The 20770-nt window shown below is 64.6% G+C and carries 18 protein-coding genes; 13 read left to right on the top strand and 5 right to left on the bottom strand.

All coding sequences use genetic code 11. The annotated features are described in order from the left end of the window. The first annotated feature begins 52 nt into the window (after positions 1-52). The 12 genes from cysG to JWR89_RS17860 all read left to right on the top strand — a co-directional run bounded on the left by cysG (position 53) and on the right by JWR89_RS17860 (position 11581). Positions 53-1489 (top strand): siroheme synthase CysG, encoded by a 1437-nt coding sequence (gene cysG / locus JWR89_RS17915; protein WP_299718537.1) that lies wholly within the window; start codon positions 53-55, stop codon positions 1487-1489. Continuing rightward, entirely contained in the window at positions 1486-1800 is a 315-nt protein-coding gene (locus JWR89_RS17910) for a DUF2849 domain-containing protein (RefSeq protein WP_299718535.1), read from the top strand. Before cysG ends, JWR89_RS17910 begins: the two co-directional genes overlap by 4 nt. A 10-nt stretch (positions 1801-1810) precedes the next feature. Further along, the gene (locus JWR89_RS17905) at positions 1811-3466 is read left to right on the top strand and encodes a nitrite/sulfite reductase (RefSeq protein WP_299718534.1); all 1656 of its coding nucleotides are present in this window, start codon (positions 1811-1813) and stop codon (positions 3464-3466) included. Then, complete coding sequence (locus JWR89_RS17900; RefSeq protein ID WP_299718533.1) at positions 3453-3965, top strand: DUF934 domain-containing protein; 513 nt, start codon at positions 3453-3455, stop codon at positions 3963-3965. The genes JWR89_RS17905 and JWR89_RS17900 overlap by 14 nt, the downstream gene beginning before the upstream one ends. Further along, positions 3965-4708, top strand: coding sequence for a phosphoadenylyl-sulfate reductase (locus JWR89_RS17895; RefSeq protein ID WP_299718532.1), 744 nt, complete (start codon positions 3965-3967; stop codon positions 4706-4708). The genes JWR89_RS17900 and JWR89_RS17895 overlap by 1 nt, the downstream gene beginning before the upstream one ends. A gap of 124 nt (positions 4709-4832) precedes the next feature. Further along, positions 4833-5822 carry a sulfate ABC transporter substrate-binding protein gene (locus JWR89_RS17890; protein ID WP_299718530.1) on the top strand — a complete coding sequence of 330 codons (990 nt, stop codon included), beginning with the start codon at positions 4833-4835 and terminating at the stop codon, positions 5820-5822. An 82-nt stretch (positions 5823-5904) separates the two neighbouring features. Beyond that, positions 5905-6744: a sulfate ABC transporter permease subunit CysT gene (gene cysT, locus JWR89_RS17885; RefSeq protein WP_299718557.1), complete on the top strand. Its 840-nt coding sequence runs from the start codon at positions 5905-5907 to the stop codon at positions 6742-6744. Positions 6745-6749: 5 nt separating this feature from the next. Next, a complete protein-coding gene (gene cysW / locus JWR89_RS17880) occupies positions 6750-7664 on the top strand; it encodes a sulfate ABC transporter permease subunit CysW (protein WP_299718528.1) in 915 nt (304 codons plus the stop codon). Then, the gene (locus tag JWR89_RS17875; RefSeq protein ID WP_299718554.1) at positions 7654-8697 is read left to right on the top strand and encodes a sulfate ABC transporter ATP-binding protein; all 1044 of its coding nucleotides are present in this window, start codon (positions 7654-7656) and stop codon (positions 8695-8697) included. Before cysW ends, JWR89_RS17875 begins: the two co-directional genes overlap by 11 nt. Positions 8698-8967: 270 nt before the next feature. Next, positions 8968-9477, top strand: a complete 510-nt coding sequence (locus tag JWR89_RS17870; protein ID WP_299718527.1) for a CAP domain-containing protein — start codon at positions 8968-8970, stop codon at positions 9475-9477. 97 nt (positions 9478-9574) lie between these two features. After that, positions 9575-10792 (top strand): DUF3734 domain-containing protein, encoded by a 1218-nt coding sequence (locus JWR89_RS17865; RefSeq protein ID WP_299718525.1) that lies wholly within the window; start codon positions 9575-9577, stop codon positions 10790-10792. Continuing rightward, positions 10793-11581: a 3-hydroxybutyrate dehydrogenase gene (locus tag JWR89_RS17860; protein WP_299718523.1), complete on the top strand. Its 789-nt coding sequence runs from the start codon at positions 10793-10795 to the stop codon at positions 11579-11581. A 129-nt stretch (positions 11582-11710) separates the two neighbouring features. Here JWR89_RS17860 and JWR89_RS17855 read toward each other — a convergent pair whose 3' ends face one another. After that, positions 11711-13093: an oligosaccharide flippase family protein gene (locus JWR89_RS17855; RefSeq protein WP_299718522.1), complete on the bottom strand. Its 1383-nt coding sequence runs from the start codon at positions 13091-13093 to the stop codon at positions 11711-11713. 165 nt (positions 13094-13258) lie between these two features. Beyond that, complete coding sequence (locus tag JWR89_RS17850; protein WP_299718520.1) at positions 13259-14095, bottom strand: protein-disulfide reductase DsbD domain-containing protein; 837 nt, start codon at positions 14093-14095, stop codon at positions 13259-13261. 136 nt (positions 14096-14231) lie between these two features. Here JWR89_RS17850 and JWR89_RS17845 point away from each other — a divergent pair, with 136 nt between their 5' ends. Further along, entirely contained in the window at positions 14232-14867 is a 636-nt protein-coding gene (locus JWR89_RS17845) for a YqgE/AlgH family protein (protein WP_299718518.1), read from the top strand. 72 nt (positions 14868-14939) lie between these two features. Here the strand turns inward: JWR89_RS17845 and JWR89_RS17840 are convergent, their stop codons facing one another. The 3 genes from JWR89_RS17840 to JWR89_RS17830 all read right to left on the bottom strand — a co-directional run bounded on the left by JWR89_RS17840 (position 14940) and on the right by JWR89_RS17830 (position 20770). Continuing rightward, the gene (locus JWR89_RS17840; protein ID WP_299718516.1) at positions 14940-16481 is read right to left on the bottom strand and encodes a glycosyltransferase 87 family protein; all 1542 of its coding nucleotides are present in this window, start codon (positions 16479-16481) and stop codon (positions 14940-14942) included. A 292-nt stretch (positions 16482-16773) separates the two neighbouring features. Then, a complete protein-coding gene (locus JWR89_RS17835; protein ID WP_299718552.1) occupies positions 16774-19650 on the bottom strand; it encodes an EAL domain-containing protein in 2877 nt (958 codons plus the stop codon). A 124-nt stretch (positions 19651-19774) separates the two neighbouring features. Next, positions 19775-20770 carry an NAD(P)H-quinone oxidoreductase gene (locus JWR89_RS17830; protein WP_299718514.1) on the bottom strand — a complete coding sequence of 332 codons (996 nt, stop codon included), beginning with the start codon at positions 20768-20770 and terminating at the stop codon, positions 19775-19777.

The raw sequence follows: 20770 nt of genomic DNA, 5'->3' as shown, positions 1-20770 counted from the left end.
ATATATAGAAAATAATTCCAGTCAACCCCGATTTCGGGGAAGCGGAGCGTTCATGCGATTCTTGCCGGTGTTCCTCGATCTGCAGACCGGACCAATTCTATTGGTCGGCGAGGGCGAACTCGTGCGCGCCAAGCTGCGGCTGCTGCTGGCGGCCGGCGCGCGGATTCGCTGGTACGCCACCGACGGCAACCGCGACACCGCGGGACTCGATCCCGAAGGCGTCGCCCGGATCGAGCACGCCAAAGGCGATCCGCTCGAGGCCGACCTGTCCGGTCTGATCGCGATCCTTTGTGCCGGTGCAGGCGCTGTCGGCGCGGCGCTGTCGGTACGGGCCAAGGCGAAGGGCGTGCCGGTCAATGTGATGGACGACCTCGAACATTCCACCTTCATCTTCCCGGCGATCGTCGATCGCGGCGACGTGGTAGTCGCCGTCGGCACTGGCGGCACGTCGCCGGTGGTGGCGCGCCGCGTGCGCGAGAGCATCGAGGCGCTGCTGCCGGCGCGGATCGGCGATCTCGCCGGCTTGATCGGCCGCTGGCGCAAGCCGATCAGCGGACGCATCAGTGAGTTTCCGCTGCGCCGCCGGTTCTGGGAACGCGTGGTCGATGGCCCGATCGGCGCGCTGGTGCTGGCCGGCCGCGGCGACGAGGCCGAACAGGCGCTGCACGATATCACCGATCCCTCCGCCTTTGCCGGCGCGCCGGCGGCAGGTGTTGTCGAAGGCCGCGTCACGCTGGTGGGCGCGGGGCCGGGCGATCCCGACCTGCTGACCATCAAGGCGCTGCGCGCGCTGCAGGACGCCGACGTAGTGTTCTACGACGAACTGGTCTCGCCCGAAATTCTCGATCGTGTCCGCCGCGATGCGTCGCGCATTCCGGTCGGCCGCCGCGTCGGCAAGCCCGGCATCGGCCAGGACGCCATCAACAGGTTGCTGATCGATGCGGCGCAGGCCGGCCAGCGCGCGGTGCGGTTGAAGGGCGGCGATTGTTTCATCTTCGGCCGCGGCGGCGAGGAGATCGACGCGCTGCGCCTGGCTGGCGTGGCGCACTCTGTCATTCCCGGCATCACCGCCGGCCTCGGCGCCGCCGCGCAGTTCGAAGTGCCGCTGACCTATCGCCATGAGGCGCTGCGCATCACCTTCCTCACCGCACATAAAGCGCGCGACGCGGAGAGCGTCGACTGGGGCACGCTGACCGACGAGAAGATGACAGTGGTCGTCTATATGGGCATGACCGCCTCGCCCTCGATCCGCGCCGGGCTGCTGGCGGCGGGCCGTTCGCCGCACACGCCGGTCGGCGTGTTCGCCCGCGTCACCCGGCCCGACGCGCAGGCCGCTGTCGGCACGCTGGAAAACCTGCCCGACCTGGTCGCCCGGATCGACGGCGGCCCGGCCATTCTCGTCATCGGCGATGTCGTTGCGCATTCCGCGCCGTGGCACGCCGCCCAGATCAACCAACTCGCCTCGGAAATATTGGTAGCAGCCGAATGACCTCTCCCCTGCAACAGAAGATCAAGATCACCGGCCCCTCGGTGGTGACCGCCAACCGCACCTGGGATGGCGTCGTCATCTATCGCGACACGCAACAGGGCTGGACCACCGAACTCGCGAAAGCCGCGATCGTGCGTACCGCCGACGAGGCGCGCGCGATGCTCACCGAATCCGCCGCCGACGATGTCGGCGCCATCGGGCCCTACATCGCGCCAGTCGCCGTCAACGACAATGGCGCCATCAAGCCCGGCAACCTGCGCGAACAGATCCGCGCGCAGGGCGTCACCATCGATCTGCCGGTTCCGGCGTAAGGTTCGTACGATGTATGCCTATGACGAAATCGATCGCACGCTGATCAACGAGCGCGTCTCCGAATTCCGCGACCAGGTGAAGCGCCGGCTGTCCGGCGAACTCACCGAGGACGAGTTCAAGATGCTGCGGCTGATGAACGGCGTTTATCTTCAGTTGCACGCCTACATGTTCCGCGTTGCCATTCCCTATGGCACGCTGTCCTCGGCGCAGCTGCGCAAGATGGCCCATGTGGCGCGGCGCTACGATCGCGGCTACGGCCACTTCACCACGCGGCAGAATATCCAGTTCAACTGGATCAAGCTCGCCGATTTGCCCGATGCGCTGGAAGACCTCGCCGAAGTCGGCATCCACGCCATGCAGACCTCCGGCAACTGCACCCGCAACGTCACTACGGACCAATGGGCCGGCGTGGCGCCCGGCGAGGTCGAGGATCCCCGCATCTGGGCCGAACTGCTGCGGCAGTATTCGACGCTGCATCCGGAATTCTCGTTCCTGCCCCGCAAGTTCAAATTCGCCATCACCGCGTCCGATCATGATCGCGCCGCCATCAAGGTGCACGACATCGGCCTGCGGATACACAAGAACGCCGCCGGCGAGACCGGCTTCGAAGTTCTGGTTGGCGGCGGGCTCGGTCGCACGCCGTTCATCGGCAAGCTGATCAAGCCGTTCGTGCACGGCCGCGACATCCTGAGCTATGTCGAGTCGATCCTTCGCGTCTACAACCAGTACGGTCGCCGCGACAATATCTACAAGGCGCGCATCAAGATCCTGGTGCACGAACTCGGCATCGAGAAATTCGCCGCCGAGGTCGAAGAAGAATGGATCGCGATGCGCGACACCGCGCTGACGCTGGACGACGAGGTGGTAGAGGACATCCGCTCGCGCTTCACCTATCCGCACTACAAGACTCTGTCGGATACGCCGGACGAATTGAAGTCGGCGTCCGCCGATCCGCATTTCGAGGCCTGGCGCAAAAATTCGGTCGCGCCGCACAAGGTGCCGGGCTACGGCATCGTGACGCTGTCGCTGAAGCCAATCGGCGGACCGCCCGGCGACGCCACCGCTGACCAGATGGACGCTATTGCCGATCTCGCGGAAAAATATTCTTTTGGCGAGATCCGCGTCGGCCACGAACAGAATTTGGCGCTGCCGCATGTGGCCAAGCGCGACCTGCCGGCGCTGTGGAAGGCGCTCGACAAGATCGGCGTCGCCACGCCCAACGTCAACCTGGTCACCGACATCATCGCGTGCCCGGGGCTGGACTATTGCTCGCTGGCCAATACCCGCTCGATCCCAATCGCGCAGGAGCTAACGCATCGCTTCGCCAACCACGACACCGCCAACCTGATCGGCCGGCTGCATATCAACATCTCCGGCTGCATCAATGCCTGTGGCCATCACCATGTCGGCCATATCGGCATTCTCGGCGTCGAGAAGAACGGCGAGGAGTATTACCAGATCACCATCGGCGGTCGCGCCGACGAGCATGCGGTGGTCGGCACGCTGATCGGGCCGGCGGTACCCTATGCCGAGGTCGCCGATGTGATCGAGGATATCGTCGAGGCCTATCTGGCGCTGCGCCAGCGGCCAGACGAATTGTTTGTCGAGGCCGTGACGCGGCTCGGCGTCGAGCCGTTCAAGGAGCGCGTCTATGCCACTCGTTAAGAACGGCAGGGTCGCCGCCGACACGTTCGCTCATCTTGCCGACGATGCGGAGATTCCGGTCGAGGGCGCGGTGCTGATCCCGGCCGTGCGGTTTCTCGCGGACGCTGCAGCGCTGTCGCAACGCGCAGCGCCGACCGGCGTGATCTGGCCGAACAACCGCGACCTCGACGAACTCGTGCCATACCTCGACAAGCTCGCGGTCGTAGCGCTGGTATTCCCGACCTTCCGCGATGGCCGGGCCTACAGCCAGGCGCGGCTGTTGCGCGAGCGCTACAAGTTCAAAGGCGAGTTGCGCGCCACCGGTCAGGTGCTGCGCGACCAGTTCGTGTTCATGCTACGCGCCGGCTTCGACGCCTTCGAGGTGAAGAAGCAAGCCGACGCCGAAGCCTTCCTCGCCACCGCCAAGCGCTACACGGTGTTCTACCAGCCGACCGGCGATGGCCGCATCACCGCGCTGCACCGGCGTATGCAGTTGCGTCATTCGGAGAGCGCGAGCTGATGACGGCCGCTGCGCAAAACAGTTCGATTCCCGCGCAGGATGCGTTGTTCGACGTTGCCCTGAAGGCGCAGGAGTTCGACCGGCAGTTGCGTGACGCCGCGCCCGCGGAGGTGATCGCCGCGGCGTTACGCGAACTCGGCCGCGACAAGCTTGCCGTGGTGTCGTCGTTCGGCACCCAGTCGGCCGCGCTCCTGAAGGTGATGGCCGATGTCGATCCGGCGATCCCGGTGGTGTTTCTCGACACCGGGTGGCTGTTCGAGGAAACGCTGGCCTATCGCGACACGCTGGTCGCCACGCTGGGCCTGAGCGACGTGCGCTCGATCCAACCGCTGGAAGAAACCCTGCAGCACGACGATCCCGAGCGCGATCTGTGGTTCGCCAATCCCGACGCCTGCTGCCGAATCCGCAAGGTCGAACCGCTGGCGCGCGCGCTGGCGCCGTTCAGCGGCTGGATCAATGGCCGCAAGCGGTTCCAGGGTGGCCTGCGCGCCGCGATGCCGGTGGTCGAGGCCGACGGCGTCCGGCTGAAATTCAATCCGTTCGCCAATGTCTCGCGCGAGGATATCGAACTGATCTATGCCTCCGCGAAGCTGCCGCCACATCCGCTGGCTGCGTCGGGTTTCTACTCGGTCGGCTGCATGCCGTGTACCAGTCGTACTGCGCCCGGCGAGGACGAACGCTCCGGCCGCTGGCGCGGAAATGCCAAGACGGAATGCGGCATTCATACGACGAACGTTTCCTAGCACATTGCTGCCGTCATCTCGCCGATATCGAAATCTGGTTTCGTTGACTTCGAACCTGATTTTAATGACTTTCGCGATCTTGCCGTCGATGACGATGACGTTGTCCGGACGAATGGAGATTGGCATGTATCGTCGTATTCTTCCCGTGGTCGCGGGCCTGATTTGGGCGAGTTCGGCGTTGGCCGCCGACGTTTCGCTGCTCAACGTGTCGTATGATCCGACGCGCGAACTCTATACTGATTTCAACAAGGCCTTTGCTGCTGCCTACCAGAAGGACACCGGCAAGAGCATTGAGATCAAGCAGTCCCATGGCGGCTCCGGCTCGCAGGCGCGCTCGGTCATCGATGGCCTGCAGGCCGACGTCGTGACGCTGGCGCTCGCCTACGACATCGACGCCATCGCCAACAAGGGACTTCTGGCGAAGGACTGGCAGAAGCGCCTGCCGCAGAATTCGTCGCCCTACACATCGACGATCGTGTTTCTGGTTCGTAAGGGCAATCCAAAGGGCATCAAGGACTGGGATGACTTGATCAAGTCCGGCGTCAGCGTCATCACGCCGAACCCGAAGACCTCGGGCGGCGCGCGCTGGAATTATCTCGCCGCCTGGGGATATGCCGTCAAGAAGTTCGGCTCGGAGGCAAAGGCGCAGGAGTTCGTCGGCAATATCTACAAGAACGTGCCGGTGCTGGATACGGGCGCCCGCGGTTCGACCATTACCTTTGTCGAGCGCGGCGTCGGCGATGTGCTGCTGGCCTGGGAGAACGAGGCATTCCTCGCGGTCAAGGAATTCGGCAAGGACAAGTTCGAGATCGTGGCGCCGCAGTTGTCGATCCTGGCCGAACCGCCGGTCGCTGTGGTCGATACCGTCTCTGACAAGAAGGGCACCAAATCAGCCGCCGAAGCCTACTTGAAATACTGGTATACCAAGGAAGGCCAAGAAATCGCCGCACGTAACTTCTACCGTCCGCGCGACGCGGAAGTCGGCAAGAAGTATGAATCGTCGTTTGCCAAGGTCGAGTTGTTCACCATCGACGATCAGTTTGGCGGCTGGACCAAGGCGCAGAGCACGCATTTCGCCGACGGCGGGATCTTCGACAAGATCTACAAGAACTAACCGGCGACTGCCCCAGCCGAATGTTCGGCCGGGGCAGACATAAAGATACCGTTCAAGATTTTTAATGTGATGGTCAGGGGACATTGTGCGCGGGGCACCGAAACGGAGCGCTTTGCCGGGGTTTGGCCTGACCATGGGCCTCACCCTGACGTGGCTGTCGTTGCTGATCCTGATCCCGCTCGCGGGTCTTTTCATCAAGACGACCGAACTTAGCTTCACCCAGTTCGTCGATACGGTCACCAGCAACCGCACGCTGCACGCGCTGAAGATATCGTTCGGGCTGGCCTTCCTCGCGGCGTTGGTCAACCTGGTGGCCGGCCTGCTCATCGTATGGGCGTTGGTGCGCTACCGGTTTCCCGGCCGTCGTATCTTCGATGCCATCGTCGATATTCCCTTCGCGTTGCCGACCGCGGTGGCGGGCGTGGCGCTGACCGCGTTGTTCGCGCAGAAGGGCTGGCTCGGCGCGCCACTGGCGGAACTCGGCATCAAGGTGGCCTTTACCCCGCTCGGTATTTTCATCGCGATGGTCTTCATCGGGATTCCCTTCGTGGTGCGCACGGTGCAGCCGGTGCTGATCGATCTCGAGGTCGAGATCGAGGAGGCCGCGGCGTGCCTCGGCGCCAATCGCTGGCAGACCGTCACGCGGGTCATCCTGCCCAGCCTGACCCCGGCGATCCTGACCGGCTTTGCCTTGGCTTTCGCCCGCGCGGTCGGCGAGTACGGCTCGGTGATCTTCATTGCCGGCAATCTGCCGAACGTCTCGGAGATTGCGCCGCTGCTGATCGTGATCCGGCTGTCCGAATATCGCTATGCCGACGCGACCGCGATCGCCGTGGTCATGCTGGTCACCTCGTTCCTGATTATCTTCGTTCTGAACCGCATCCAGCGGTGGGCGCAGACCCGCGCTTTAGCCGTAGGCTGAACCGCATGACTCTCGTGACCATAGAGACATCGACCAGCGCCGCGGCTGTCCAGCCGTTTCCCTCCCGCGTGGCACCGCTGGCGCGGCGCGATGCCCGCACCGAGCCCCGTCTGGTGCGCGGCATTATCATCACCCTGGCGCTGACGTTCCTCACGGTGTTCGTCGTGCTGCCGCTGGCACTGGTGTTTCTGGAAGCTTTCTCCAAGGGCGTTGGTTTCTATCTGAAGGCGCTGGCCGATCCGGAGGCGCTTGCCGCCATCTGGCTGACGCTTGTCACCGCGGCGATCTCGGTCAGCCTCAACCTGGTGTTCGGGGTGGCTGCGGCCTGGGCGATCGCCAAGTTCGAATTCCGCGGCAAGACTTTGCTCATCACCTTGATTGATCTGCCATTCTCGGTGAGCCCGGTGATTTCCGGCCTAGTGTTCGTGCTGCTGTTCGGCGCACAGGGCTTCTTCGGGCCGTGGCTGATGGCCCACGGCATCCACGTCCTGTTCGCGCTGCCGGCCATCGTCCTGGCAACCGCCTTCGTCACCTTCCCGTTCGTCGCCCGCGAATTGATTCCGCTGATGCAGGAGCAGGGTTCGCAGGAGGAGGAAGCGGCGATCTCGCTCGGCGCGTCCGGCTGGCGTACGTTCCTGCTGGTCACGCTGCCGAACGTCAAATGGGGCCTGCTGTATGGCGTGCTGCTCTGCAACGCGCGAGCGATGGGCGAGTTCGGCGCGGTATCGGTGGTGTCGGGCCATATCCGCGGCGAAACCAATACGATGCCGCTGCTGGTGGAAATCCTGTATAATGAATATCAATTGGTGGGGGCGTTCGCGATCGCTTCGCTGCTCGCCTTTCTGGCGCTGGTGACGCTGATCGTAAAGACGATCCTCGAAGGCCATCTCGATGAAGGACAGCCCGCAAGTGACGATTGAAGTCCGCAATATCGTAAAGCAGTTCGGTGCGTTCAGGGCGCTCGACAATGTCGATCTCAAGGTCGCGAACGGCGAATTGCTGGCGCTGCTCGGCCCGTCCGGTTCCGGCAAGACCACACTGCTGCGGATCATCGCCGGGCTCGACTGGCCGGATGCCGGCGAGGTCTCGTTCGACGGCGAGAACGCGCTGGCGCGCGGCGCCGGCGAGCGCCATGTCGGCTTCGTGTTCCAGCACTACGCGCTGTTCCGCCACATGACGGTGTTCGAGAACGTCGCCTTCGGCCTGCGCGTGCAGCCGCGTGCTGTGCGCAAGGACGAAGCGGCGATCCGCGCCCGCGTCAAGGAACTGCTCGACCTGGTGCAGCTCGACTGGCTGGCCGGCCGCTATCCCAGCCAGCTCTCCGGCGGCCAGCGCCAGCGCATTGCACTGGCCCGCGCGCTGGCGATCGAGCCGCGCATCCTGCTGCTCGACGAACCCTTTGGCGCGCTCGACGCGAAAGTGCGAAAAGAGCTACGGCAATGGCTGCGTTCGCTGCATGAGGAGATCAACGTCACCTCGATCTTCGTGACGCATGACCAGGAAGAGGCGCTGGAAGTCGCCAACCGCGTGGTGGTGATGGACAAGGGCCGCATCGAGCAGATCGGCACCCCCGGCGACGTCTACGACAATCCGGCCACCGCCTTCGTGCATTCCTTCATCGGCGAGTCCATCATCCTCCCCGTCGATGTCAGCGAGGGCCATGTAAAGCTCGGCAGCAGGGTGCTGAATGTCGATGCCAACGGCGCTTCCGGCCCGTCAAAACTGTTCGTGCGGCGTCACGACATGCATGTCGGCCCGGTCGGCGAGGGCGCGTTCGACGGCACCGTGCGCCGGGTCCGCAGCTTCGGCCCGATCCAGCGCGCCGACATCGCGCTGAACGGCGACGGCGATACCCTGGTCGAGATCGACGCGCCCCGCGACCGCAACCTGACCGCCGGCGACATCGTCAGCCTGCAGCCGCGCCGCTACCGGATTTTTGCGGGACGGGATTGAGCGGGAACTGAGGGGTCTCCGTTCCCCGGACGCGATGCAGCACGCAGTGCTGCTTCGCAGATCCGGGGTCCCGGTGGAGTGAGAAAACCGGGATCCCGGCTCTGCGCAGCAGCGTTCCGTACGATGCTGCGCATCGCCTGCACGCTGCAGCGCGTCCGGGAAACGGCGCCGCAGCCAACGACCGGACCGTCGTCTCTCCTCATCGTGTCCCCGTTCACCTTTCAGCCACGGTTGATGTGCAACAACTCCGGCTTGGACGGGGGATTGCCGATGATGCGCGTGGCTACAGCCATTCTGGGATTTTTGCTGCTGGGCGGATGCGCCGCGGATGTCGCCACGGTTCCCGACCAGCCCACCATGTATCTCAGCATGGCCCATGGCGGCGCGAAGCTGGATCCGGTCGCCGCCGCGTCGATGATCTCGCTGTACCGTTCCAACAACGGCCTCGGTCCCGTGGTGGTCGATCCCGCACTGATGGCGCTGGCGGAAGACCAGTCCACCGCGATGGCGAAAAAGAACAAGCTCGATCACGACGTCAAGGCACCGCTAGCCAGACGTCTAAATGCCGGTGGCTATCCGGCGACACTCGCGGTCGAGAACGTCTCCGCCGGCTATCATACCATGGCGGAAGCGTTTTCAGGCTGGCGGGACTCGCCGCCGCACCGCGCCAACATGCTGAAATCCGGTGTCACAAAACTGGGCATTGCCGCCACCTATGCTCCCAACACCAAATACAAGGTGTTCTGGACCATGATCCTGGCCTCCACCGACGCCAAATAATCCGGCTGGGATGCTGCCGCGCAGCAATCCCGTTGACTGAGGGGTAAAGGAGCGCCACGCTGGGGTTCCCTTTCACCATTTTGATCGCAGGCCTGCCATGGACTCTTCCGATCATTCGACGACCGACGCTCCCGAGCCGGCCAAGGCCCCTGATAAGTCGCGTCGCGTGCTGGTGCTGCAGGGCGGCGGCGCGCTGGGCTCCTATCAGTCCGGCGCCTATCAGGCGCTGTGCCACCACGATTTTGAGCCCGAATGGGTCGCGGGCATTTCGATCGGCGCCATTAACGCCGCCATCATCGCCGGCAATCCGCGCGAGAAGCGGATCGGTCGGCTCAAGGAATTCTGGGAGATGGCCTCGGCGCCGGTGCCGTGGAAGCCGACGCTGTCCGGCGACCGTGCCCATACCGCCTTCGACAATGCCTCTGCGGCGATGATCATGGCGTTCGGCGTGCCCGGCTTCTTCACGCCGCGGTTTCCGCCGGCGCAGATTTTCCCATCCAGCAACCTGACCTCAATGAGCTACTACGACACCACGCCGTTGCGCGCGACGCTGCTGCGCTTGGTGGATTTCGACCGTATCAATGCCGCGACGACGCGCTTCAGCGTCGGGGCCGTCAACGTCGCCACCGGCAATCTGGAATATTTCGACAATACCACGCGCAACGACGATGGCTCGAAGAAGTGGACCATTGGCCCCGAGCACATCATGGCCTCGGCCGCGCTGCCACCGGGCTTTCCGGCTGTCCAGGTCGGCGAGGATTTTTACTGGGACGGCGGCATCGCATCAAACACGCCGCTGGACTACGTGCTGCAGGAGGAGACCCGCGAGGATCTCTTGATCTTCCAGATCGACCTGTTCAGCGCCCGCGGGCCACTGCCGGCGACGCTGCTCGACGCCGCCGAGCGCGAGAAGGACATCCGTTTCTCCAGCCGCACCCGCATGAACACCGACAAGAATAAGACCGTGCACAATGCCCGCAAGGCGGTGCGCGACCTGATCGGCAAGCTGCCGGAGGAGCTGAAGAACGATCCCTCGGTAATTTTCCTCAACGAGGCGGCCAAGGAAAACACCGTCACCGTGGTGCATCTGATCTATCGCAGCAAGCTCTACGAATCCTCGTCGAAGGACTACAACTTCTCCCGCCTCAACATGATCGACCACTGGCAGTCCGGCGAACGCGATGTCGGGCTGGCGATGCGCCATACCGAATGGTTTGAGCGGCCGCAGAACGGCGAGACCATGGTAACCCACGACCTGACCGCGGCGGACTACGAAGCCGCGGGCGGCATTTCGAATCTCAACAGGAGCACCTGAATGGCTAATCTCAAGGGCAAGGCTGCGGTCGTCACCGGATCGACCAGCGGCATCGGTCTGGCTTACGCGCGCGCCTTCGCCGGCGCCGGCGCCAACATCGTCCTCAACGGCATGGGCGCGCCGGAGGATATCGAGAAGGAGCGCGCCGCCATCGAGAAGGACTTTGGCGTCAAGGCCGTCCATTCGCCGGCCGACATGACCAAGCCCGCGGAAATCGCCGCCATGGTGGCGCTCGGCGAGACCACCTTCGGTTCGGTGGATATCCTGGTCAACAATGCCGGCATCCAGTTCGTCGCGCCGATCGAGGATTTTCCCGTCGAGAAGTGGGACGCCATCATCGCCATCAACCTGACCGCGGCGTTTCACGGCATCCGGGCCGTCATCCCCGGCATGAAGAAGCGCGGCTGGGGCCGCATCATCAACACCGCCTCGGCACATTCGCTGGTGGCGTCGCCGTTCAAGTCGGCCTACGTCTCGGCCAAGCACGGCATCGCCGGCCTGACCAAGACCGCCGCGCTCGAACTCGCCACCTTCAAAATCACCTGCAACTGCATTTCGCCCGGCTATGTCTGGACGCCGCTGGTGGAGAAGCAGATTCCCGACACCATGAAGGCCCGCGGGCTCACCAAGGAGCAAGTGATCCATGATGTGCTGCTGGAAGCGCAGCCGACCAAGGAATTCGTCACCTCGGAACAGGTCGCGGCACTGGCGCTGTTCCTGTGCGGCGACGACGCCGCGCAGATCACAGGGACGAATTTGTCCATCGATGGCGGGTGGACCGCGGAGTAGGGCTTAACCTCTCCGCGCGCTTCGCGGCCGTAGGGTGGGTTAGGCGCTCTTGCACCGTAACCCACCGCCGTGGTCGCTTCAGGAACGGTGGGTTATGCGCTTCGCGCTAACCCACCCTACGACGGTGCGCTAACCCCGCTTCCCGAACGCCAGTACGTGCAGCCCTAGCCTCGTCCGCACGATCCAGAACAGCAGCACCGTTTCGAACGTCAGCGCCAGCGACGTCGCCGCCGCGGCACCATAGCCGCCGTAGCGCGGCACCAGCATGACGCACAGCACCAGGTTCAACGCGAACGACACCGCATAGGCCAGCGCGCAGATTTTCTGGTGGCCGAGCATGTTGAGCAGCCGCTCCACCGGGCCGATCGCCGATCGCACCACCAGCCCGATGGCGGCGATGAACATGATGTCGTAGCCGGCAACGAAGCTTGGTCCGAACAGCCACAGCAGCGGCTTGCCGAGCGCCAGCAGGATTGCGGTTGCGGCGAGCGATGGCCAGAACGTCCACTTGATGGCGTGGGAGACATAGGCCGCCAGCCGATCGTTGTCGCCAGCCTGGTGATATTCGGTAAAACGGTGCGCCGTGGTCGCCGACATCGCGTAGTGGATGAACGACACCAACGCCAGGGTCTTCACCACGGCGAAGTACACGCCGACCTCTTCGGAGGAGCGGTACTGCTGCAGCACCAGCACGTCAGTGTAGGACAGCAGGAGGTAAAAGCTCTCCACCAGCAGGATCGGCAGCGAGGTGGCGAGCCAGCCGCGATAGTCGTAGGCCTTCGGGCCGGATTCGATATGCGCGTGCAGCCGGCGGTTCAGCACGATCATCTGCCCGATCATCGCCACCCACACGGCGCCGACGCTGGCCAGCATCGCGATGGTGGCGCCGAGCTGGAAGCCGAGCGCAAAGGCGCCGGCGGTGAAGCCGATGATCAGTGCCTGCCGGACAATGAATTGCGGCATCAGGCCGAGCGTCATCCAGTCGTGGGAACGCGCGATGCCGTCCTGGGTGTTGGCGACGACGAAGGCCGGCAGCGTCAGGCAGCCCAGATACAATGGCACGACGCTGTCCGGCGCGATCCAAGGCGACAGCAATTTGACGAGCCCGGCGAGCCCGAGCGACATAACGACGGATACGACGCCGGTCAGCCAGCGGCTGCCGGACAGGAAGCCGCGCAGCCGCGCCTGATCGCCGCTGGCGCGGTATTCCGGAATGATTTTTTGCGCGGAGGCGGCGATGCCGAAATCCATCATCGAGCCGAGCAGCAGCACCCAGGTCCAGACGTAGACATAGATGCCGTAGTCGGAGCCACCCATCCACCGCGCCAGCAGGATCTGGGAGAAGTAGGCCAGCCCGGCGCTGACGACACGGATCAGAAAAATGGTGCCGGCGAGGCGGCGCGTCAGCGCGGCTTCACCGCCGCCGCCGAGTTTGGCGCGCAGCCGTGCGATGAGGCCGGCGGGAGGCACAGCAGGCGCGGCGTTCACATCCATCACGGCCACAGCAGACATCCTGGCCGCATCCGCGCGGCGATCTCCCGGAGATAGCAAGCAGACGTTAATATCGGGTTGGATCTTCACCTTCGTAGGGTGGGCAAAGCGAAGCGTGCCCACCATTCGAAGCACACCGTAGCGGTGGTGGGCACGGCGCAAGGGCGCCTTTGCCCACCCTACGGATCAGTTCAAATTGACATTGAACTCATAGGCCTTGTCCGCCCCCACCAGCGTCAGTTTCAGCGCCGCGCCGTCGGCGCTGGCGCCGGGCGGCAGGCCGTCGAGCTCGAACTCGAACCGCTTCACCCCGGCCGGGCTATGCGCCTGCAGCTTCGGCACCGGCAGCGCCCACTCCGGGGTCGGGCCCTCGACGAACAGGCTGGGGTCGCCGCCATCGGGCGCAACCACATCGACCAGCACGTTCTTGCCGTCGCGTTTGACGTCGCGGATGGTCAGCGGATTGGGGTCGCCGAGGGTGGCCGGCTTCGGTACGGTATCGAGGGCGGCGGTCAAGGCGGCGTCCTCGGTGCTGGCAACGCTGGTGAAGGCGAGCTCGGCCTGGGCTTCCACCGGGATGCACAGCTTCTCGCACACCGCATAGCTGATCGCGGCGCGCAGCGTCACCGGCTTGCCGGCGTCCTTGGCGACGACGCGCAGCGGCATCACCACGTGCTTGACATAGCCCAGCGACTGGCCGCCGGCGCCGTCCTCGAATTTCTTCGGCGCCGGCCACAGCACGGTGACGGCCTCGACATTGTCGGATTTGGAAAAGTCGAACCGGGGAGGTACGCCGGAATCGCCGGGGTTGCGCCAATAGGTATGCCAGCCCGGCTGCAGCTGGAACGCGATGCCGCCCAGCATCACCGGCCCGCTGCGCGAGCCGGCCATCAACCGGACCTGGGAATGGCTATCGACCTGCCACGGCGAGGCGTCCTCCGCCTTCGCACCAACTATTAGTGATACTACAATGACACCGGCGGCGAGGCTTGCGGCAAGATGGTGCGGAACGGATGCGGTCATCGGACGTCCTTACAGGCCAAGCCTGTCATAAACCACTGAACTGCTTGTGATCCGCATATCGTGTGCACTGCGGAAGGTAGATTGACAGAACCGCCACCCAATATCAGGATAGCACCAACATGAGAGCGCCTTGCTGATGGAACCCACTCGCAAGCGACCCCGTAAAAGCCGCGCCGCTGCTCGCACCGAACCGGGCAGCTATCTCGATGGCCAGTTGCTGATCGCGATGCCGGTGATGGAAGACGAGCGCTTCGCCGGTTCGGTGATCTACGTCTGCGCGCACTCCTCCGAAGGCGCCATGGGGATCATCGTCAATCGTCCTGCCGGCAGCATCGATTTCCCGGAACTGCTGATGCAACTCGACATCATCGACAAGGCCGACGGCATCAAGCTCCCGGAAAGCGCCGAAAGCATGAAAGTGCTGAAGGGCGGGCCGGTGGAGACCGGCCGCGGCTTCGTGCTGCATTCCAGCGATTTCTTCATCCAGGATGCCACGCTGCCGATCGACGACGGCATCTGCCTCACCGCCACCGTGGACATCCTGCGCGCCATCGCGAATGGCGGCGGACCGAAGCACGCGATTTTGGCGCTGGGCTATGCCGGCTGGGCGCCGGGGCAGCTCGAGACCGAAATCCAGGGCAATGGCTGGCTGCATTGCGCCGCCGACGAGGACCTGATCTTCGGCGGCGATGTCGAGGCGAAGTATCAGCGCGCCCTGCACAAGATAGGCATCGAGCCCGGCATGCTGTCGAACGAAGCCGGCCACGCGTGAGAGCGTTGCTGGTTCGAGGCTGGCACCGGCATGCGCTCCCTCGCTCCACGGTTGCAGGGCGAGGTAATAATATTACTTCTGCTCGGTTAGCGGGCAGGCTACGTTCGACGAGTTGAGCTGCGCGCCCTCGATCTCGACGCAGGGCTTGGAGGCGTCTATCGCCAGGCCATAGGCCGCGAGCAACTCGGCGTGAAATGGCCTCCCTTTGATATGCATCTCCCACAACCCGCCCGGCAGCGGATCGCGCAGCCCGTCGCGGATGCGGTGGTCGAACTGGCCGCCCGGCAGGATCGGCAGTGCGATGTCCGCGATCAAGTAGAAGCGCGAACCCGCCGGGAGCTGTGGCGCCATAAAGGACAGCGGCTTGTCGAGCAGGAAGTACGTTGCCGGTTGCGCCAGCGGCGCCGGGATGGCCGGCGCGTAAGCGTTCGACCACGGCCGCCGCCACCAGTCAGTGGGTTGGGTCCACGCCGCGGCCAGCGCCGCAATGACGACGATGACGATTGTGCCGCGCCGGCGCGCGACGCCGACTGCCGTGAAGATGCGCGTCAGCAGCAGTACGATGGCCGGGCCGGTCAGCAATTCCAGCGCCACTGCGTAGCGCTGGATGGCGAACAGCGTCAGCCACACCGCATATGACACGCCGAGGAAGACCAACAGCGTCAGGTCACGGCGATTGAACAGAACCGCGGCCGCGCGCACCCGCGCGAAAACGGCGAGCGGCAGCAATACGATCAGCAGCGCGAAGCGCGCGTCGCGAAACGGCAGTTCGGAACTGCGGTGGTCGCCGATCGCCCAGTAGAACGGATAGAGCAGGCCATCGATAAAACTGTGCGGGACGAACTGCAGGTCGAGCACGCTGAGCGGCTGCATCTCCTTGGACGGGAAGAAGCTGTTCATCAGCGGAAACAGCGGATTGCCGAATTCGCGCCAGAGCATCAGGCTCCAGCCGCCGCCGGTCAGCACCGTACCGACGGCGCCGCCGAGCGCGAGACAGATCATCGCCAGCAATGGTCGCGCCGCGCACAGCGCGGCTGCGCCGAGCCCGAGCGCGAACACGATGTTCGTCAGCTTGAAGCCGACGGCGATACCGACCAGCAGCCCTGCGCCGAGATAGCGCAGCGGCTTTGGATCGTCGGAATTCAGCATCAGCGCGAGGCCGGCGATGATCAGGATCGAGGTCAGAATATCCGAGAAGCTGGTGCCGGTTTCCGACAAGGTCATCGGCCCGAACGCCGCCAGCAGAACGGTGGCGCCGAGCGTCGCCACGGTGGCAGCGTGGCCGAGCACGATCCGCGCCAACCACCACACCAGCGCCAGGTTGAGTCCGTGCACCGCGCCCATAATCATGCCGGCGGCAAGCGGCGGCAGCGCGTGGCGCAGGAAGTACCAGGGGAAATAGATGATCGGATTGAAGTAGGTCTGGAAGCCCGGCGGGATCACGTCGCGGTCGTAGCCGCCGTGCAGCAGGGCCCAGACGCTGTATTCGTGATAGTTCTGCCAGTCCCAGTTGGCGTCCTCGCCGACGAAAGCCGCATAGGCCGCGCCGACCGCCATGGAGGCGAGGATGATCAGCAGCGGCTGAACGTAGCTGCGAGTCGTAACCGCGGGCATCGCTGCTTCCTGATGATGGATCGACGCGACTGTCTCCACGAGCCCCTGCCGCCGCGATGGATCGACCAGCATAGATAAGTCGGGAATGTTGAGGATTTGCTAAGTGGCGCGCAGGCGTCAACCGCGCCCTCCCCCTTGCGGGGAGAGCCGGCCGAACAGCGATAATGCGCAGCAGCATCGTCGGATTTGGAGGCCGGGGTGGGTGGCCGGGATGGGCGGAGCTTGTGGCACCGCTACCCGACCAGCCTTCGCCGGCCCCCTCCTCGTAAGGGGAGGGAGAAGAAAGAAGCCTCTAGCTCGCCGCTTCCAGCCGTTCTTCCGTCAGCAGCCGCATCGCGGCGTCGGCGTCCATCGGCTCGCCGAACGCAAAGCCCTGCGCGTATTCGCAGCCCAGTTGGTACAGCTCGACCGCATCGGAATCCGTCTCGACACCTTCGGCGACCACGTCCATGCCGAGATCGTGGGCCATCGCGATGATCGATTTCAGAATCACCGGGCGGGTGCCGCGGGCGGTGGTGCGGACGAAGGACTGGTCGATCTTCAGCGTGTCGAACGGGAAGCGCTGCAGGTAGCTCAGCGAGGAATGGCCGGTGCCGAAATCGTCCAGCGACAGGCCGGTGCCGAGTTCGCGGATCCGGTGCAGCATCTGGGCTGCATGTTCCGGATTCTCCATCACCAGCGATTCGGTGAGTTCGAGCTTCAGCGTGCCCCTGGCCACCGAGGAGCGCGACAGCACGGTGCGGATGTCGTGCAGCAGGTCGTGGCGCAGCAACTGCCGCGAGGACACGTTGACGCTGGCGAAGATCGGCTCGCGGGCGCGCATCGCGCGTTGCCAGATCGCCAGTTGCCGCGCGGTCTGGTCCATCACGAACATGCCGAGGTCGATGATCAGGCCGATTTCTTCGGCAATGGCGATGAATTCCACCGGCGACATACGGCCGAGTTTGGGGTGGTCCCAGCGCGCCAGCGCCTCGAAGCCGGCGATCGAGCGATCTTCCAGCCGCACGATGGGCTGGTACAGAATGGTGATTTCCTGGCGCTCGATGGCTCGGCGGAGTTCGGATTCCAGCGTCAGGCGGTCGGTCTTGCGGGCGCGCATGGCCGGCTTGTAGACGTCGATGCGGTCGCCGCCGATCCGTTTCGAGTGATACATCGCCAGCTCGGCGTCCTTGATGATCTCGTCGGACAGCGGCGTGTTGGGATCGGACAGCGCCAGGCCGATCGAGGCGGTGAGGAAGATCTCGCGGTCGTTGAAGGCGATCGGCGCCCGGATGGTCTTGCGGATGGTCTCGGCGAAGGCGGTGATCTTGGTCGGGTCGGTTTCTGACATCAGGATCAGGCCGAACTGGTCGCCGGCGAGGCGGGCCAGGGTGTCCTGCGGCTTCAGGATGCGGGTCAACCGGCGCGCCAGCGTCAGCAGGATGGAGTCGCCGACCGCGATGCCGACGGAATCGTTGACCTGCTTGAAGCGGTCGAGGTCGATTACCATCAGCGTCGGACGCAGCGTCGGCATGGTCTTGGCGAAATTGGCGACGGCGCCGAGCCGGTCGATGAACAGTTTTCGATTCGGCAGGCCGGTGAGGTTGTCGTGCACGCTATCGTGCAGCAAGCGCTCTTCGGCGTTCTTGCCCTCGGTGACGTCGGTCAGGGTGCCGACCACGCGCGACACTTCGCCGTCGGAGCCGACCACCGGGCGGGCCTTCAGCGCGAACCACATGAAATGGCCGTCGGGGGTGCGCAGACGGAAATCCTGCACCAGCCGGCCGCGGCGCTGGTCGAGCACGCTGTCCAGCGCGGCGCGAAAGCGGTCCTGGTCGAGCGGGTGCAGTACTTCGAGCCAGCCGGCGGCGGGGCCTTCCAGCGCGCCGCGCTTGAGGCCCAGCAGGGCCTCGGTCTCGGGGCTAGTGAAGACCTTGTCGGCGGAGACGTCCCAGTCCCAGATCAGGTCGCCGGAGCCGGTCAGCGCCAGCGCGCGGCGCTCGACGTCGGAGACGATCCCGTTGGTGGCGCCGCCGCCGGCAAAAGCGTGCTGCATCACCGTGAAGCCGATCAGCATCACGATCAGCACCAGGCCGCCGAGCAGCGCGGGACCTACGATGTCGTTGGTGACATTGCCGGCGACCGTCATACCGGCGGCGATGACCCACACCACCAGCAGGAACCAGGTCGGGATCAGCAGCACCGCGCGGTCGAAGCCGTGGGTAGAGAGGTAGACGATCAGCCCGAAGCCGGCGAAGGCGATCAGCACCAGCGAGATGCGTGCGATGCCCGAGGCAACCGCGGGATCGAACAGCGCGAGGCCGACCAATGATCCGAGGAATACCAGCCAGCCCAGCGTGATGTGGGAATAGCGCACGTGCCAGCGGCTGAGGTTGAGATAGGCGAACAGGAAGACGAGCAGGGTGGCGGCCAGGATGGCTTCGCCCGAGGCGCGCCAGATGCGCTCGGCGCCGGCCGACATGTCGAGCACCTTGCCCCAGAAGCCGAAGTCGACGCCGATATAGACCAGCACGGCCCAGGCCAGCGCCGCGGCGGCCGGAAACATGATGCTGCCCTTGACCACGAACAGGATCGTCAGCACCAGCGCGAGCAAGCCTGAAATGCCGATCACGATGCCCTGGTACAGGGTGAAGGAGTTGACCTTGTCCTTGTAGGCTTCCGGCTCCCAGAGATAGAGCTGCGGCAGCTTGCCGGTGCGCAATTCGGCGACGAAGGTGATCACCGCGCCGGGATCCAGCGTCACGCGAAAAATGTCGGCGGTGGCGGAATCCTGCCGCTCCGGGCGGTCGCCGGTGGATGGCGTGATGGTGGCGATGCGCGACAGACCGAGATCCGGCCACAGCAGGCCTGAAGACACGATGCGATAATGCGGGGCGACGATCAGGCGGTCGAGCTGGTCGTCGGTATTGTTGGCCAGCGCAAACACCACCCAGTTCTGGCCGGCCTCGCGGGCGCGCACTTCGATGCGGCGGACGATGCCGTCGGTCCCCGGCGCGGTAGAGACCTGAATGCGGTCGGTGTCGCTATGCTGATATTCGAGGATCGCGGTGAGGTCGATCGCAGGCGCGTCGCCGCGGACGCTGACGGCGTCAATCGCGTGTGCCGGCTGGGCGGCAACGAAAATCATGAGGCCCAGCGCGAGGGGCGCAAGCCACCTGATCAAACGCAATGTCATTACTCCGCTATCGACGAACCCCGGGAGCCTGCGCCATAGCGAAGCAGGCCCCGTCCCAGTTGCCGATAAATGACATGAAAGTGAGATAAATCAAAGGCTTTCCGGCTCGTTTCCCGGGCTAAACCACCAACACAATTTTGCCAATATGTGCGCTGCTTTCCATCCGCCGGTGCGCGCCGGCGGCATCCTCCAGCGGAAATTCGCTATCCATCAGCGGCTTCACCTTGCCGGCGTTGAGCAGCGGCAGCACATTGGCCTCGATCGCCTTGACCATGGCAGCCTTGTCGGCAGGCGAGCGCGGCCGCAGCGTCGAGCCGGTGTAATGCAGCCGCTTCACCATGATCTTCGCGGCGTTGATGGTCGCCTTCGGGCCGTTCAGCACCGCGATCTGCACGATACGGCCATCGATCGCCGCACAGTCGAGATTCTTGTCGACGTACTCCCCCCCGACCATGTCGACGATCAGTTCGACGCCGTGGCCGGTGATTTCCTTCACGCGGGCGACGAAGTCCTCGGTCTTGTAATTGATGGCATGGTCTGCGCCGAGCTTCAGGCAGGCATCCGCCTTGTCCTGGCCGCCGACGGTAACGATGACCTTGGAGCCAAACGCCTTGGCGAGCTGGATCGCCATGGTGCCGATGCCGGAGGAGCCGCCATGGATCAGTAGCGTCTCGCCGGGTTGCAAGCCGCCGCGTTCGAACACGTTGTGCCACACCGTCATCAAGGTTTCGGCGGTGGCGCCGGCCTCGGCCATGGTAAAGCCGTCCGGCACCGTCATCGCCTGGGCGTCGGGCGCGATGCAATATTGCGCGTAGCCGCCGCCGGCCACCAGCGACATCACTTTGTCACCGAGCTTGTGCTTGGTGGCGCCGTCGCCGAGCGCGACCACTTCGCCGGCCACTTCCAGGCCGGGCAGGTCGGAAGCGCCGGGCGGCGGCGGATAGCTGCCGGAGCGCTGCGCCACGTCGGGCCGGTTGACGCCGGCAGCGGCGACCTTGATCAGGATTTCGCCGGGACCAGGCTTCGGCACCGCCCGCGTTTCGGGGATCAGGACCTCCGGTCCGCCGGGGGTGCTGATGCCGATGACGGTCATTTGCGCGGGCAGCTGTTCCAT

The sequence above is a fragment of the Tardiphaga sp. genome (assembly GCF_028290785.1).
GTDB lineage: Bacteria > Pseudomonadota > Alphaproteobacteria > Rhizobiales > Xanthobacteraceae > Tardiphaga.
The sequence above is the reverse complement of the archived record's forward strand: the minus strand, read 5'-3'. Positions and strand labels throughout refer to the sequence as shown.

Excerpts from the sequence above, each read along its gene's own strand:
- JWR89_RS17855 (WP_299718522.1), bottom strand. The coding sequence starts at position 13,093 with ATGTCTGCTGTGGCCGTGATGGATGTGAACGCCGCGCCTGCTGTGCCT.
- JWR89_RS17890 (WP_299718530.1), top strand. The coding sequence starts at position 4,833 with ATGTATCGTCGTATTCTTCCCGTGGTCGCGGGCCTGATTTGGGCGAGT.
- JWR89_RS17870 (WP_299718527.1), top strand. The coding sequence starts at position 8,968 with ATGATGCGCGTGGCTACAGCCATTCTGGGATTTTTGCTGCTGGGCGGA.
- JWR89_RS17830 (WP_299718514.1), bottom strand. The coding sequence starts at position 20,770 with ATGGAACAGCTGCCCGCGCAAATGACCGTCATCGGCATCAGCACCCCC.
- JWR89_RS17850 (WP_299718520.1), bottom strand. The coding sequence starts at position 14,095 with ATGACCGCATCCGTTCCGCACCATCTTGCCGCAAGCCTCGCCGCCGGT.
- JWR89_RS17845 (WP_299718518.1), top strand. The coding sequence starts at position 14,232 with ATGGAACCCACTCGCAAGCGACCCCGTAAAAGCCGCGCCGCTGCTCGC.
- cysW (WP_299718528.1), top strand. The coding sequence starts at position 6,750 with ATGACTCTCGTGACCATAGAGACATCGACCAGCGCCGCGGCTGTCCAG.
- JWR89_RS17895 (WP_299718532.1), top strand. The coding sequence starts at position 3,965 with ATGACGGCCGCTGCGCAAAACAGTTCGATTCCCGCGCAGGATGCGTTG.
- JWR89_RS17910 (WP_299718535.1), top strand. The coding sequence starts at position 1,486 with ATGACCTCTCCCCTGCAACAGAAGATCAAGATCACCGGCCCCTCGGTG.
- JWR89_RS17905 (WP_299718534.1), top strand. The coding sequence starts at position 1,811 with ATGTATGCCTATGACGAAATCGATCGCACGCTGATCAACGAGCGCGTC.
- cysG (WP_299718537.1), top strand. The coding sequence starts at position 53 with ATGCGATTCTTGCCGGTGTTCCTCGATCTGCAGACCGGACCAATTCTA.
- JWR89_RS17865 (WP_299718525.1), top strand. The coding sequence starts at position 9,575 with ATGGACTCTTCCGATCATTCGACGACCGACGCTCCCGAGCCGGCCAAG.
- JWR89_RS17900 (WP_299718533.1), top strand. The coding sequence starts at position 3,453 with ATGCCACTCGTTAAGAACGGCAGGGTCGCCGCCGACACGTTCGCTCAT.
- JWR89_RS17860 (WP_299718523.1), top strand. The coding sequence starts at position 10,793 with ATGGCTAATCTCAAGGGCAAGGCTGCGGTCGTCACCGGATCGACCAGC.
- JWR89_RS17840 (WP_299718516.1), bottom strand. The coding sequence starts at position 16,481 with ATGCCCGCGGTTACGACTCGCAGCTACGTTCAGCCGCTGCTGATCATC.